This is a genomic window from Labrys sp. (in: a-proteobacteria) (assembly GCF_047605565.1).
In the GTDB taxonomy this organism is placed as follows: domain Bacteria; phylum Pseudomonadota; class Alphaproteobacteria; order Rhizobiales; family Labraceae; genus Labrys; species Labrys neptuniae.
The window spans coordinates 277,749-292,183 of the sequence record NZ_JASGFM010000002.1 but is presented as its reverse complement, the minus strand read 5'-3'; the positions used below and the strand labels follow the sequence as shown (position 1 = coordinate 292,183).

At 65.1% G+C, this 14,435-nt stretch carries 11 protein-coding genes; 6 read left to right on the top strand and 5 right to left on the bottom strand.

Translation table 11 applies throughout. The annotated features are described in order from the left end of the window. Positions 1-52: 52 nt before the first annotated feature. The 3 genes from QM672_RS03415 to QM672_RS03405 form a co-directional block, all read right to left on the bottom strand. Positions 53-526, bottom strand: a complete 474-nt coding sequence (locus QM672_RS03415; protein WP_311942216.1) for a hypothetical protein — start codon at positions 524-526, stop codon at positions 53-55. A 69-nt stretch (positions 527-595) separates the two neighbouring features. Next, positions 596-3,376 carry a DUF2339 domain-containing protein gene (locus QM672_RS03410; protein ID WP_415080627.1) on the bottom strand — a complete coding sequence of 927 codons (2,781 nt, stop codon included), beginning with the start codon at positions 3,374-3,376 and terminating at the stop codon, positions 596-598. 315 nt (positions 3,377-3,691) lie between these two features. Then, complete coding sequence (locus tag QM672_RS03405; RefSeq protein ID WP_311942210.1) at positions 3,692-5,092, bottom strand: cell wall hydrolase; 1,401 nt, start codon at positions 5,090-5,092, stop codon at positions 3,692-3,694. Between the two features lie 146 nt (positions 5,093-5,238). Between QM672_RS03405 and QM672_RS03400 the strand changes: the two genes are divergently transcribed. Both QM672_RS03400 and QM672_RS03395 read left to right on the top strand, forming a co-directional pair. Then, entirely contained in the window at positions 5,239-6,075 is an 837-nt protein-coding gene (locus tag QM672_RS03400; protein ID WP_415080625.1) for a uracil-DNA glycosylase family protein, read from the top strand. A gap of 237 nt (positions 6,076-6,312) precedes the next feature. After that, positions 6,313-7,215, top strand: a complete 903-nt coding sequence (locus tag QM672_RS03395) for a neutral zinc metallopeptidase (protein ID WP_367626599.1) — start codon at positions 6,313-6,315, stop codon at positions 7,213-7,215. 289 nt (positions 7,216-7,504) lie between these two features. Here QM672_RS03395 and QM672_RS03390 read toward each other — a convergent pair whose 3' ends face one another. Together QM672_RS03390 and QM672_RS03385 are read right to left on the bottom strand one after the other, a co-directional pair. Beyond that, on the bottom strand, positions 7,505-8,761 hold the full coding sequence (locus QM672_RS03390) for a Gfo/Idh/MocA family protein (protein ID WP_376717749.1): 1,257 nt from the start codon (positions 8,759-8,761) through the stop codon (positions 7,505-7,507). A 70-nt stretch (positions 8,762-8,831) separates the two neighbouring features. Beyond that, positions 8,832-9,572 (bottom strand): GntR family transcriptional regulator, encoded by a 741-nt coding sequence (locus QM672_RS03385; protein WP_311942198.1) that lies wholly within the window; start codon positions 9,570-9,572, stop codon positions 8,832-8,834. 119 nt (positions 9,573-9,691) lie between these two features. On the opposite strand from QM672_RS03385, the gene uxaC reads away from it, so the two are divergent. From uxaC to QM672_RS03365, 4 genes are all read left to right on the top strand, one after another. Continuing rightward, positions 9,692-11,092 (top strand): glucuronate isomerase, encoded by a 1,401-nt coding sequence (gene uxaC, locus QM672_RS03380; protein WP_415080622.1) that lies wholly within the window; start codon positions 9,692-9,694, stop codon positions 11,090-11,092. A 128-nt stretch (positions 11,093-11,220) separates the two neighbouring features. Next, positions 11,221-12,504 (top strand): ABC transporter substrate-binding protein, encoded by a 1,284-nt coding sequence (locus QM672_RS03375; RefSeq protein ID WP_415080620.1) that lies wholly within the window; start codon positions 11,221-11,223, stop codon positions 12,502-12,504. Positions 12,505-12,509: 5 nt separating this feature from the next. Beyond that, positions 12,510-13,457 (top strand): carbohydrate ABC transporter permease, encoded by a 948-nt coding sequence (locus QM672_RS03370; RefSeq protein WP_415080618.1) that lies wholly within the window; start codon positions 12,510-12,512, stop codon positions 13,455-13,457. Beyond that, positions 13,447-14,316, top strand: coding sequence for a carbohydrate ABC transporter permease (locus tag QM672_RS03365; RefSeq protein ID WP_415080616.1), 870 nt, complete (start codon positions 13,447-13,449; stop codon positions 14,314-14,316). The genes QM672_RS03370 and QM672_RS03365 overlap by 11 nt, the downstream gene beginning before the upstream one ends. Positions 14,317-14,435: the final 119 nt, after the last annotated feature.

Here is a 14,435-nt window from a genome sequence, read left to right as displayed (position 1 = left end):
GACGGGCCGATGACACCGAATGCGCGGCCTGCGGGACGGAAGGCCTCTGCTTTCAGGTTTCGCGCGACCAGGTAGCAGGAGCCGCATAGGGCGAGCCACCCACATCGGCATAGAGCTGGCGGTTGCGCCGCCAGTCGGGATGATAGTTGCGCAGCATGAAGATGCGGAAGCGTTCGGCGGCCGAGGCTTTCGCCTCGGGCGTGACATAGCCGGCATTCTCGGCGGCCAGCGCTTCCAGAGCGCCGAGATCGTCGGCGGCGATGTACAGGCGCAGCAGGGAGAACTCGCCGCTGACATCGCTTTCATGGCTGAACGCCCAGTCCACGCCAACACCCTGCAGCCGCCCGATGGCCGAAAGGAAGGCGGGATCCGCCGTCCAGGCCGCGCGTCTTGCCTCATATGCGGCCTCGAACCGAGCAACCTCCTCGGGTGGCGGATTGCCTTGCGTCCGGTCCAGCCAGATGTCGTCGGCCAGCCTGCCATGGTTTTGGTGCTGTCGGGCGAACTGGCTTGCGGCAAAGTTCAACAAGACGATTCCCGGCTTGAGACGCTGCAAGACATTGTCGGGACATGGTTCGATACCAGCCATCCACTGCTACTGCCGCGGTTCCTGCCCGGATCCGAGTTTGGGTCCGAACAACAGGCGCTGATAGACGAGGCCGATGCCGATCAGGGCGACGCCGAGCCCCATGAAGGACAAGGCACGCCAGATCCCTTCCAGCTCCGACATGTCGAACAGGAAGGCCTTGGCAACCGCGAGCATGATCACGATGGCCGAACCCAGACGGATTGCGCGCGCCTTCGCCCAGATGCCGAGGGCGAGCAGCATCAGGCCGTAGAGCAGCCAGGCGATGGTGTACCCCCAATTCTCGGCCGAAGAGATCGTGTCGAAATCGGGCACGCCATCGGCGAAGATCTTGCGCACCTCGAGCGTGACATAGACAAAGCCCAGTACGAAGGCACAGACCCCGCATAGCAGGGCGAAGGGCGCATTCTCCATGCCCAAATTCTTGTTTTCACCCTGGCCGACGGCGCGGCCATACCAGTGCCAGAACAGCGCCGCCGCTCCCGCCAGCAGCGCCGGCAGGGCATAGCCGGGCAGCAAGGTGTTGAAGAGGACGCCGCCGCCAATCATCTCGCCACTGACGGCAGGATTGGCGGTGATCAATGGCCCCGAGACCGTCAGGCAAAGCGCGATGATGACGCTGATCGGTGCCGCCGCTCGATACACCACGCTGGTGGTCGCCCCGGAGCGATAGACCAGCGCCATCGATGCGGCAAAGGCGAGCGCCGTGTAGAGCCCGGCCTCGGCGAGGGACATGCCGGGATGGGCGGCTTCCTCGGCGCCGCGCAGGCCGAGGCGGATGGCAAAGACCACCGCCACGCAGGCGAGCAGGATAGCGCCGAGATCGAGGATGGCGGCGGGAATGTCCGCCTTGCGCCGGCGCAGGAGAATGCCGCCATAGTAGAACGCCGCGGCCGGTACGGCATAACGCAGCACGATATCCGGCCAATCCGGGAAGCGTTCGAGGCTGGCACCGGCCAGGGTCCAGGCTCCACCCATGCGCGCCAGCACCAGCAGGACGAATCCGGCCGCGCACCAGCGCAGGGCCGGCAGCGGCCGCAGGGTCGAGACCCAGGCCGCACCGAGCGCCGACAGGCCGAAAGCCAGGGTGAGCGGGGAATCGGTGATCAGGAAGGTGAGCGTCAGCGCCACTGCCGAAGCGCTCGCGACGGCATGGAGGGAGGAACCCGCCCCCGATGCCTCATCCTGCGCCGCCTGCCCCTCGAGCCTCAGGAAACGCTCGGTCGTCGCGGCAAACAGCAGCGCAAGCCCGGCCGCCACGGCCCCGAAGGGCAGGCTGGCACGAAGACTCTCGATGCGCAGATAGGCGATCGCCAGGGCGAAGATCGGGGTTGCCGTCCCCGCCAGTGCCAGCGCCAATGCCGGCCGTTGCGGCCTTGGATGGCGCATCAGGCTGATCGTGGTGGCCAGCAACAGCACGGCAGCCGGAATGATCGCGATCTCAAGATAGGCCTGGAGCGCGTCCGGCATCAGGAAGGGCAGATAGAGGTGGCCTGGCACCACCACCAATGGTTCGGCGGCAATCTGCCCACCGATCGGCCAGATCCACAGGCAGGCAAGCCCTGCCAGGCCTGCGATTACGGCCGCCGGGGCCAGCGCGTCGAAAGCGAGCGCAGCCGCCAGCGCCAGTGCCATCACGATCAGCAAGGTGGCAAGCGAGGCATGCCCGAACACATCCGCGCCGGCAAAGGAGACGGCCAGGACCGCAAGGCCCGCGACCGCGCCGAGGCCAATGGGATCGAAACGCTGATAGGTCTTGCCGTGATGGGGCTCGTAGATCAGCACCGCGCCGACCAAGGCGGACAAAGCGAGGATGTAGAACACCATGGCGCCGGTGTCCTCGCCCATGATGCTTCCCAGGACGAAGCCATAGCAGAAGGCAGCGATACCAGCGGCGATGGCGAGCCAGCGCCAGAGCCGAATACGGGCCAGCATGAAGGCGGCTGCCGTCACCACCACGACATAGAGGGCGAGAGCCCAGGGATTGGGCTGGTTCGAGGACACCAGCAGGGGCGCGCCATAGGCGCCGACAAGGCCGAGGCCGGCGAGCCAGGGACCATGCAGCGCCGCCGCATACATGGTGGCGATGCCGACCAGGCCGAGCAGGACGAAGGCCTGCGCCGGGCTGAGGAAGTCATAGAGCGCATAGGCGGCATAGACGGTTGCGAACAGGGCGACCGTGCCCGCGGCCGTAACCACGCCGGGAATGTAGGCCGCCTGTTTCGCGGCGGGCGCCACGGGCCGGCGCCTCAGATATTCGCCGCCAGCGATCAGCGCCAGGGAGAAGGCAAGACCGGCCAGGATGCGCGCACCGGGACCGAGAAGCTCCTCCTCGATGGCATACCGCACCAGGAAGGCACCGCCGAGCGCAAGCGCCAGCCCTCCGACCCAGACGGCCCAGCGCGTGCCGAGCTTCTCCTCGAGGCTGACCTTGGGCCTGTCCGGCGCCGCGCGGCCTGCAGTCTGTGCGGAAGCCGCCGGCTCCGGCCGAGCCGGCGCCAGTTCGACAGTCGACGGTTTGTCGACAGGCGCGACAGCGGGAACCGACGCAGCCGCTTCCCGTACGGGTTCAGCGGCCCTTTTCCCCTCGGTCGGCGCCGGAGAGGCCGGCGTAGCGGCCCTGACGGCGTCGCCCGGCACCGGGCGCTGGCCCGCCAGCTGGCGAACCCTTTCCTCCAGTTCCTGCACCCTGCGCCTGAGGCCAAGCGTCATCACAAAGGCAACGATCGCCAGCACCGGAAAGGCGAGCACCAGGAGGCCGATGAGGAGGAAGGCACTTTCTTCGGACATGCTCACCCGTGGCAGGTCATTACAGCGCGGGCTCCGCGCGGAGTCAGGATGTGATCGCCGACGATCGGCCCGGCAATCGAGGTTGCTTGATCACGGACAAGGTCTTTGCCGTCACTGCAAGCGTAGCGCGCCAATGCAGCAGCAACAATTGCCGCATCGATGATCTTGGGTTTGCTTCACGACGCTCGCATCGACGATGCGATAAACATGCCATCAACAAACGCAACTTCGATGCCAGCCATACGCGAGAATTCGGCTCTCGGGTATCCCGCCGGATACAGGACCTGTGGACGTCCTCTCCAGGAGAGTTGCCGGTCACGCCCACCATTTGACGCGATAGAAGATATGCTTGCCGATCTTGTCCTTCTCCCGCATGTCGCGCACCCAGCGCGGACGGACATAGTTGGCGTGATAATGCGTGGCGTTGCCGACTTCGGGGATCCAGTCCTTGGCGTTCATCACCCGCTCGGCAAGGACCAGGGCCTGTTCCCAGGGCTCCTTCTCGGTCACCTTGTCGGCGACGAGATCGCAGGCGAAGGAGAACTGGCAGCCGCCATAGCGCTTGTTGCTGGCGCCCTGATAGACCACGTCGCAGACATTCTTGGGATAGAAGGGTGAGCGCAGGCGGTTGATGATGACCTGGGCCACGGCCACCTGCCCCTCGCGGCTCTCGCCGCGTGCCTCGAAATAGATCGCCGTCGCCAGACACATCTGTGCCTTGGTGAACGCGGCCGGCGGCAGGTCGAGCGGGCGGGCCTTGCCGTCGTCCAGCCCTGGCAGGCCGGCGATGCGCGATTTCTTCTGCGCATCGGTCAAGCCTTCGTCGCTGCCGATCTCAGGCAGGGTCTGGGCATCGTCGGGCGTCATCACCGGCTGTACGTTCGCCAAGGTCATGGAAGATTGGGCCACCACCGGCTGGAGGGCACCCGGCTCGGCCATGGCGAGCTCGACAGGCAGCGCTTCGTCGGCACGGGTGGTGCTGCTGGTCAAACTGGCAAGATCGGGACGGCTCGCCGCCGGCGACATGCCGCCGGCCGGCGCCAGCGAATGATCGAGAGGGACGGCGCCGTCGTGCCCGCCGAGCTCGGCGTCGGCGATCGAGAGCCGTTCGGCAAGCTTGGTGACCACGATGGCGCTGAGCCGGGACGGCTGGAATTGCTGCAGGCCCTCGGCGGTCTCGGGCGGCTGGAGCTTGCGCGACAGACGCCCCATCGGCCTTGCACCTGTCTTGGGCATCAGCACATGCGGATCGCCCGATACCATATAGGCGACGTTCTCTCCGGCACCCCGGTCCGGCCGGCGGTCGCCCTTGGCGGTCCGGATCACCTCGGGCCAGATCGTCATGCCCTTCTTGGTGGCGTCACGGATCGGCGCGCTGGGTGGACCGACATCGTCGGGAAGCGGCATGAAATCGCTTCGGCTCGGCGTCAGTGTCAGGCTGGCCGGCATGGCGCGCAGCGTGAAGCCGTCTCCGAAGGCCGCCTGCGGCGCCGAGCCGATATCGGCAAGGCTGAGCTGCGGCATCGCGAACAGGCCGGCTCGCATCACCGAGGCACGCCGGGCGCCGAGCACACCCACGCCGCCCTGCAAGGCGCCATGCATGCTGGCGGCAACGGCCGGGCTCGCCTGCACGGCTGTCGAGCGGCGATACATCATCGTGCTGGTGGCTCCGGCGCAGAGCAGAAGGGCGATGATGACGGGCCGGCGCAGCAGCATGGACGAGACTCACAGGTTCAACCAACACGGCGTCGCCGATGAGCCCATTGATGATGCATTAACCTTGATGGGGAGTTAACAGAGGCTGCCAGCCTGTTCCAACTCTGGAAGCTTTGCTCTATCCTTTCGCCATGATGTCCGCGTCCATGCCTCCCGAACAGATCGTCGCGTTGCTGCAATGGTATGCCGATATGGGCGTGGACGTGGCGATCGGGGACGAGCCGCTCGATCGCTTTGCCGAGAGCGCCCAGGCTACCCCCGCCTCCTCCCCCATGCGTTCCGCGCCCAATCCCGATCCGGCGCGCAGGCCTCCTGCTGCCACGGCGCAGCCCCGCATGGCCTCCCCGGCACCGACCCTGCTCACCACCTCTCCGGACGCGGTGGAACTGGCGGCCCGCGAACAGGCGCGCAGTGCCCGCACGCTGGACGAATTGCGGGACCTGCTCGAGCGCTTCGACGGCTGCGCCCTCAAGGCCACGGCCAACCGTCTCGTCTTTGCCGACGGTGCTCCCGACGCCAAGGTGATGTTCGTGGGCGAAGCACCCGGACGAGACGAGGACATCCAGGGCAAACCCTTCGTCGGCCGCTCCGGCCAGTTGCTCGACCGCATGCTGACTGCCATAGGGCTCGACCGCACCAAGGCCTATATCGCCAATGTCGTGCCCTGGCGTCCGCCCGGCAATCGCGATCCCACCCCGCAGGAAACCACGATCTGCCGTCCCTTCATCGAAAGGCAGATCGAGCTGGTCGCCCCCAAGGTCCTGGTCTGCCTCGGTGCCCGCAGCGCCCAGGCGTTGCTCGGCGTCACCGACGGTATCCTGAAACTGCGCGGGCGCTGGCTCGACTATGATCTCGGCGGCCAGCGCATCCGGGCGATCGCCACGCTGCATCCGGCCTATCTGCTGCGCCAGCCGGTGCAGAAGCGCCTGGCCTGGCGCGACTTCCGCGCCATCCGCACCGCCCTGGAGCAGGATGCGCCCTGAGGCAAACGCCCCTTTGGCTCCTTTTTTCGCCGGGAGAGTGCTGTCGTTTACCGCTGCTTGTACCAAACAAGAGGGCACATTTTGGGAAAACTATATTTCCTTACGTAAGCACCACCTAGAACCCCTGTAACAGGCTTTGCGAAGACATATTTATTGGGTATGGCTTGCACAGCACAAATCACCGTGCCGGCCCGACATCGGTGAAAGGCCGGCATCCGGGGAGCAGGAGACAGGGCGATGAAACTCGACGATATGCGCGCATCCGACAATGTCGACGATCGTCGCGGCGAAGGCGGTGGTTTCGGCGGCGGTGGCGGCGGCGGAGGCTTCCCGGGTGGACGGGGCGGCATCGGCCTGGGCGGCCTGGTGATCGTGGCCGCGCTCTATTTCCTCGTCGGCCCCGAAGCGGCCTTCAATGCCCTGCAGGGCCTCAGCGGCGGAGGCGAGCCGCAGGTCCAGGAACAGCAGCAGCCACGCCCCTCCAGCCAGGCAGGCGGCGCCAACGACGCTTCGGGAACCTTCGTGCGCAAGATTCTGGGCTCGACCGAAGATACCTGGACCAAGCTGTTCCAGGAACAGGTCCGGGGCAAGAGCTACCAGCCGACCCAGCTGGTGCTGTTCAGCGGCGTAACGCGTTCGGCCTGCGGCACGGCGCAATCGGCCATGGGCCCGTTCTATTGCCCGAATGACAAGAAGGTCTATCTCGACACGGAATTCTTCGACGAGATGCGCAACCGCTTCAACGCCTGCCCGGCCGGCCAGGGCGCCTGCGCCTTCGCGCAGGCCTATGTGATCGCGCATGAAGTCGGCCACCACGTGCAGGACGAACTCGGCCTCCTGCGCGAAGGCGGGGCCGGGGCCGGCGGCGCTTCGGTGCGCCAGGAACTGCAGGCCGATTGCCTGGCCGGCGTCTGGGCCAACCGTACCCAGCAGGATTTCAAGTTCATCGAACAGGGCGACATCGAAGGCGCGCTGCAGACGGCCCAGGCCATCGGCGACGACATGCTGCAGAAGAAGATGCAGGGCTATGTCGTGCCCGACAGCTTCACCCATGGCACGGCTGCCCAGCGCCAGCGCTGGTTCGTTACCGGCCTGAAGAGCGGCCAGATCCGCTCCTGCGACACCTCCGGCGCCATCTGAGGGGAATACTTCACTCCCTTGTTATTGAGGTCGCGCAGCCCCTCACCGTACCTCTCCCCGTAAGAACGGGGCGAGGGGACTTTGACGTCGAGTTTATGCCGAAAACCTCTCATCTCGCCCAACGGTGGGGCGAGATGAGAGCTCCGAAGATCAATCGCAACACTTGCGCCTCCTCGCCCCGTTCTTACGGGGAGAGGTACGGTGAGGGGCAGCACCGCCCCCGTAAACTCATTCGATTTCAGGCGGTATGCAAAGATTCAGGTCAGAAAACGAGGACCCGTCCTCCCGTTCAGGCTGGCAGGCCTCCGAGCTCAGCCAGCCTGACCGGGCGTCCCGACTTCATGCTGGCCAGCGCCGCCGCCCCGCACAGCATCGACATCGCACCGGCCAGCGCGCCGGCGCGCTGGCCGAGCGGATCGGCCATGCCCGGGCGCAGCAGCATGTCGCGCAGGCGGTCGTCGCCCCCGAAATGCCCGCCACCGGCATGCGGCACCCTGATACGCTCGACATCGCCGAAATTGCGCATCAGCACGATCTCGTCATGGTCGGGCGTCGCGAAGGCCTGGCGCTCATATTGGCGAACCTCGATGCGCCCCCTGGTGCCGTTGAAGGCCAGGTGATAGCCCTCGATCGGCATGAAGGTGTTGAGGGAATAGGACACGATCACCTCGTTCTCGAAGCGCAGCATCGCCGTCATGGTATCGGCGATGTCGATGTCCTCGCGATAGACGCAGCCGTCGCGCACATAGCCGTCCTCGGCCGACGGATCCTCGTAGAGCATGGTCAGCCAGGGATCCCCGCTCATGTCGAAATAGAAGTCGCAATCCTGGGCATGGACGCAGGTCTGGCAACGCTCGCCGCGGAACGGCCCGTTGCGACCGTAATTGCGCTGGGTGCCGAAGGCGGAGACCTCGCGCGGCACCGAGTCCAGATACCAGTTGAGCAGATCGAAATGATGGGTGGCCTTGTGCACGAACAGGCTGCCCGAATGAGCCTCCTTGGCGTGCCAGCGGCGGAAATAGTCGGCGCCATGCTGGGTGTCGAGATACCAGTGGAAATCGACCGAGGTGACGGTGCCGATGGTCTCCTCGCGCAGCAATTGCTTGATGCGGGCGGCCGTGGGCGCGAAACGATAGTTGAAGGTCACGTCGACGGGGCGGCCGGTGCGTGCCTCGGCTTCGAGGATGCGGCGGCACTTTTCCGGCGTGGTGGTCATCGGCTTTTCGGTGATCACCCGGCAGCCCGCCTCGAGCGCCTTGACGATGATCTCGTCATGGGTGTCGTCACGGCTGCAGACGATGACGATCTCCGGCTTCACGCTCGCCAGCATCTCGTCGACGTCGGTGTAGACGGGTGCATTGGTGCCGATCGCGGTGCGCGCGGCCGTGGCCCGCATCTCGTTGACGTCGCAGATCGCCACGAACTCGGCCCGGTCGCGCCAGCCTTGCAGCAATTCCTTGCCCCACATACCCGCGCCGCGATGGCCGGTGCCGACCAGGGCCACCCGATGCCGCTCGGCCCCTTCCTCATGTCTCGTCGCTTGCATCGTCATAGCGTTTCCTCATGCGGTTCTGGCTGTTGACGGCGCCCGGGAACGGGATCCTTCTCCGGAGCGCTCAGACGAAATAATCGGGATATTGCAAACGCAGCCTGTCGATATCGGGAACCACGGCGCTCAGATGGGCCTTCATGGCCCTGCTGGCCACCTCGACGTCGCGGCGGGCGATGGCATCGCGGATGAAGCTGTGCTCGGCGATGACCTGATGCATCCGGCCCGCCACCGGCAGGGTCAGCCGCCGTGCCCGGTCCATCTGGACCTTGATCTGGCGCAGCAGGCGCGGAATGCTGGGATAGCCGGCGATCTGGGCAATGGCCTGATGAAAGGCTTCGTCCGCCTCGTGAAAGGCATCTTTGTCGCTGAGATCGGCCAGCAGGCGCTGACGCGCCAGGATGGCGTCGATCGTGGCGATATCGGCTTGCGTGGCGATCTCGATCAGGCGCCGCACCGCCGTGTCCTCCAGGGACTGGCGGATCACCACCGCCTCCGGAATAGCGGCCACCGGCACCCGCGAGACGAAGGTTCCCGATTGCGGGAAGATATCGACCAGGCCGTCCTCTGCCAGGCGGATCAGGGCCTCGCGCACCGGCGTCTTGCTCACGCCGAAACGCTGGGTCAGCGCCTTTTCCTGCAAAGGCGTGCCGGGCACCAGGCGCATGCCGAGGATCGCCTCGCGCAGATCATCATAGATCAGGGTCGCCGTGGTAACGCGCGGCCGCCTCGGGCGAACGCCGGACTGCGCCGCCTTGCCTCGCGCCGTCAGGATTTCCAGCGAATGGCTCGTGTCCTGGCTCTCCATGGCCCCGGCCTGATGCGACCTCTCGCGGCATCGCGATGATCAGATTTTGACACACTAGTATCTTAGTGTTAAAGCCAACGTCAAGAGGAGACGCCAACCAGAACAGGGCCGAGCCCCGCATGGCACTTCATCCAGACAGGCTTTTGCCGATCGAACCGGACGCCAGGGCCATTGCGCGCCGCCTCTATGGGCAGGTGGCAGGCCTGCCGATCCTCTCCCCGCATGGTCATACCGACCCCAATTGGTATGCCGAGGATGCGGCCTTCCCCGACCCTGCCACGCTATTCGTCAAGCCGGACCACTACATCACCCGCATGCTCTATTCGCAGGGCGTGCGGCTGGAAGCGCTCGGCATTCCCAGCCGCGATGGGACTGATGTCGAAGCCGATGGCCGCAAGATCTGGCGGCTGTTCGCCGACCATTGGTACCTGTTCCGGGGCACGCCGAGCCGCTTGTGGTTCGAGCATTCGCTGGAGAGCGGCTTCGGCATCACCGAGCGCCTGGCACCCGGCAATGCCGACCGCCTTTACGATGAGATCGCGACCGCGCTGCAACGGCCGGAATTCCGCCCGCGCGCGCTCTATGACCGCTTCAATATCGAGGCGATCTCTACCACGGACAGCGCCACCGACGCCTTGAAGGCCCATCAGGCCATTCGTGCCTCCGGCTGGAAGGGACGTGTCCTGCCGGCCTATCGCCCCGATGCCGTCGTCGACGCCGACCGCGCCGATTTCCGCAGCCAGGTTCGCCATCTCCTCGATCTCACCGGACAGCCAGCCACATGGGACGGCTATCTGATGGCGCATCGCGAACGCCGCGCCTTCTTCAAGTCGCTGGGGGCGACCTCGACCGATCACGGCCATCCCAGCGCCCGCACGGCCGATCTCGACAGGGCCGATGCTATGGCACTGTTCGCTCGTCTGCTTGCCGGCCCAGCCTCGGCCGCCGATGCCGAGTTGTTCCGGGCGCAGATGCTCACCGAAATGGCACGGATGAGCCTCACGGACGGGCTCACCATGCAGATCCACCCGGGCTCCCACCGCAACCACAATCCGGCGCTGTTCACCCGTTTCGGTCCCGATGTCGGTGCCGATATTCCGAGGCAAACCAGCTATGTCGAGGCGCTGAAGCCTCTCCTGGACGCCGTCGGCAACGAGCCCGGTCTCACCATCGTGCTCTTCACCCTGGACGAAACGGCCTTCAGTCGGGAACTCGCGCCCCTCGCCGGCCATTATCCGGTGCTTCGGCTCGGGCCGCCCTGGTGGTTCCTCGACAGCCCGGAGGGCATGCGCCGGTTCCGTGAACTCGCGACCGAGACGGCAGGCTTCTACAACACGGTCGGCTTCAACGACGATACCAGGGCCTATCTGTCGATCCCGGCTCGCCACGACATGGCTCGCCGCGTCGACTGTGCCTTCCTCGCCCGGCTGGTCGCCGATCATCGCCTGGAGGAGGACGAGGCCGCCGAGATCGCCGTGGACCTTGCCTATAACCTCGCCAAGCGCGCCTACAAACTCTGACATTGCATGCCGTGGCGGCGCGTAATGTCACGTAACGTCATATCGATATCGAAACGCACGAGTACAAAGACAGGAACGCAGAAAAACCGGCCTTCGACCACCCAAACGGACCGGAAAAGGGGGAAGCCATGAGTGCCCATCTCGTCAGTCGTCGTGCCATGCTGGGAGCCGGATGCGGATTTGCCGCCTCCATCATGCTGGGCAGCCCGGTCCGGGCCCAGGACAAGCAACTGAGGGTATTCTGGTGGGGCTCGCAGGAGCGGGCCGATCGCACCAACAAGGCGGTGGACGCCTTCCGGGCCGCCAATGCCGGTATCGACACCAAGACCGAATTCACCGGATGGAGCGACTACTGGCCCCGTCTCGCCACGCGGGTCGCCGGACGCAATGCGCCGGACCTGGTGCAGATGGATTACCGCTATATGTTCGAATATGCCCGCCGCGGCGCGATCGTGCCGCTCGATCAATATCTGGGCAATCTTCTCGACATCACCGATTTCGGCAAGACCAATCTGGGATCCTGCAGCGTCGACGGCAAGCTTTACGGCATCAATCTCGGCGTCAATTCTTCCGCCATGGCCCTTGACGGGGCCGCCTGGCAGCAGACGGGCGTGGAGCCGCCGAAATTCGGGACGAGCTGGGAAGAATTCGCCAGCAAATGCGAGGCCTTCGGCAAGGCCAACAAGCGCAAGAAGTTCTACGCTTCCGTCGATGCCAGCGGCCTCGAGCCGGCCTTCGAGCTCTGGTTGCGGCAGCGGGGCAAGGCTCTCTATGACGACAAGGGCGCGCTTGCCTTCGATGCCAAGGACGCGGCCGACTGGTTCAAGCTGTGGGGCGCCCTGCGGGATTCCGGCGGTTGTGTCACCGCCGACATCCAGGCTCTCGACAAGCTGACGCTGGAGACTTCGCCGCTGGCCCTCGGCTATGCCGCTGCCAGTTTCCTGCATTCCAACCAGTTCATCGGCGCCCAGCAGCTCAGCAAGGCCAAGCTCTCGATCACGGCCTATCCCGTCACGACCGGCGGCAAGCCCGGCCACTATCTCAAGCCCTCGCAGATGTGGTCGGTCTCCTCGGATACCAAGGCGCCGGAGCTTGCCGTCAAGCTGGCCAACTTCACAGTACATGATCCGGCCGGCGTCAAGATCCTCGGCGTGGAACGGGGCGTGCCTGCCTCGCCCGCCATGCGCGACCTCGCGGCCGCCTCGCTCGACGAGGTCAGCAGGCAGATGGTCGATTATGTCGGCAAGCTCGACCCCTATGTCGGCCCCCTTCCCCCCGCCCCGCCCAAGGGCGCCGGCGAGATCTCCTTCGTGCTGCTGCGCATCAGCCAGGAGGTCGCCTTCGGCACGACAGCCGAGCAAGGGGGCGAACAATTCGTCACGGAAGCCGAGTCAATCCTGAAGCGGGGCTGACCGCCATGGCCCCGACGACCCTGGCCTCGACCACTCTAGCCCGTCCGAGCGAGATCTCCGAAAGCCGGTTGCGGCAGGCCCTGCGCCGCAACGCCGCCGGCTATTTGTTCCTCGCCCCTTGGCTGCTCGGCTTTCTCGGCCTGACGCTGGGGCCGGCCTTAGCCTCGCTCTATCTGTCCTTCACCAATTACGACCTGCTGCAAAGCCCTCAATTTGCCGGCACCGCCAATTATGTGCGCATCGCCACCGCCGATCCGAAATTCGCGGCGGCGATGAAGGTGACCTTCACCTACGTCCTCCTGTCGGTGCCGCTCAAGCTGATCTTCGCCTTGGCCCTGGCCATGGCCTTCAATCGCGGCATTCGCGGATTGCCGTTCTATCGCGCCATCTTCTACCTACCCTCGCTGCTCGGCGCCTCCGTGGCGATCGCGGTGCTCTGGCGCCAGCTCTTCGCCGCCGACGGCCTCGTCAATTCGCTGCTTGCGCTCGTCGGCATCGATGGGCCGAGCTGGATCTCCAATCCACGCTATTCGCTCTACACGCTGGTGGCGCTCTCGGTCTGGCAGTTCGGCTCGCCCATGATCATCTTCCTGGCGGGCCTGCGCCAAATTCCGCAGGACATGTACGAGGCCGCAAGCCTGGACGGCGCCTCCAAGGCCCGGCAGTTCTTCAAGATCACCTTGCCGCTGCTCACCCCGGTGGTGTTCTTCAATTTCGTCATCCAGACCATCGAGGCCTTCAAGGCCTTCACGCCCGCCTTCATCATCTCCGAAGGCAATGGGGGCCCGATCAACTCGACCCTGTTCTACACGCTCTATCTCTACCAGGAGGCTTTTGGCTATTTCCGCATGGGCTATGCCTCGGCGCTGGCCTGGATCCTGGTGCTGATCATCGCCTTCTTCACCGCCTTCTCCTTCCTCACCGCGCGCTATTGGGTGCATTATGACGACTGATGCCGCCGCCGTGCACGCACCGGAGCGCTCGATCCTGCGTTCCGCCCTGATCCACGCCGCCCTGATCGGCACCTCCTTCGTGATGCTCTATCCCCTGCTCTGGATGCTGGCGGGCTCGGTGCGGCCGGCCGACGACATTTTCGGCGGCCAGACCTCGCTGATCCCTTCCCAGGTCTCGATCCGGGCCTATCAGACCGGCTGGTTCGGCCTGCAGGTGAGCTTCGGTACGTTCTTCCTCAACTCGCTGGCGATTTCCGTGTTGGCGACCATCGGCAACGTCATGGCAGCCTCGCTGACGGCCTATGCCTTCGCGCGGCTGCAGTTCTCCGGCCGGAATTTCTGGTTCGCCCTGATGCTGGGCACGCTGATGCTGCCCTACCACGTCACCCTTATTCCCCAATATGTGCTGTTCCTGAGCATGGGCTGGGTCAACACCTGGCTGCCGCTGGTGGTGCCCAAATTCCTGGCCGTCGACGCCTTCTTCATCTTCCTGATGGTGCAGTTCTTCCGCGGCCTGCCGCGCGAGCTCGACGAAGCCGCGATGATGGATGGCTGCAGCGCCTGGCGCATCTATTGGAAGATCGTGCTGCCGCTTTCCGTCCCCGTGCTCGCCACCGCCGCCATCTTCTCCTTCATCTGGACCTGGGAGGACTTCTTCGGGCCGCTGATCTATCTGGGTGACATCCACACCTACACCGTGCAGCTCGGCCTCAGGTCCCTGGTCGATGCCAGCGGCACCTCCGACTGGGGCGCCCTCTTCGCCATGTCGGTGCTCTCCCTGATCCCGATCTTCCTGGTCTTCCTGTTCTTCCAGCGCCTTCTGATCGAGGGCATCGCCACCACCGGCATGAAACGCTGACATCGGGAGCAAAATGCGTTCAAGCCAAAACCTTCGTTCGACTTAACACACTGGGAACAGGCGCATTTTGCGATTCTGGTGATTTAATCTGCAAGTAAAACGCCCGAGCGGATAATTGA

What these genes read in the sequence shown, in the direction of transcription:
- QM672_RS03410 (WP_415080627.1), bottom strand. Translation starts at nt 3,376, where the DNA reads ATGTCCGAAGAAAGTGCCTTCCTCCTCATCGGCCTCCTGGTGCTCGCC.
- QM672_RS03365 (WP_415080616.1), top strand. Translation starts at nt 13,447, where the DNA reads ATGACGACTGATGCCGCCGCCGTGCACGCACCGGAGCGCTCGATCCTG.
- QM672_RS03405 (WP_311942210.1), bottom strand. Translation starts at nt 5,092, where the DNA reads ATGCTGCTGCGCCGGCCCGTCATCATCGCCCTTCTGCTCTGCGCCGGA.
- uxaC (WP_415080622.1), top strand. Translation starts at nt 9,692, where the DNA reads ATGGCACTTCATCCAGACAGGCTTTTGCCGATCGAACCGGACGCCAGG.
- QM672_RS03375 (WP_415080620.1), top strand. Translation starts at nt 11,221, where the DNA reads ATGAGTGCCCATCTCGTCAGTCGTCGTGCCATGCTGGGAGCCGGATGC.
- QM672_RS03390 (WP_376717749.1), bottom strand. Translation starts at nt 8,761, where the DNA reads ATGCAAGCGACGAGACATGAGGAAGGGGCCGAGCGGCATCGGGTGGCC.
- QM672_RS03400 (WP_415080625.1), top strand. Translation starts at nt 5,239, where the DNA reads ATGCCTCCCGAACAGATCGTCGCGTTGCTGCAATGGTATGCCGATATG.
- QM672_RS03385 (WP_311942198.1), bottom strand. Translation starts at nt 9,572, where the DNA reads ATGGAGAGCCAGGACACGAGCCATTCGCTGGAAATCCTGACGGCGCGA.
- QM672_RS03395 (WP_367626599.1), top strand. Translation starts at nt 6,313, where the DNA reads ATGAAACTCGACGATATGCGCGCATCCGACAATGTCGACGATCGTCGC.
- QM672_RS03370 (WP_415080618.1), top strand. Translation starts at nt 12,510, where the DNA reads ATGGCCCCGACGACCCTGGCCTCGACCACTCTAGCCCGTCCGAGCGAG.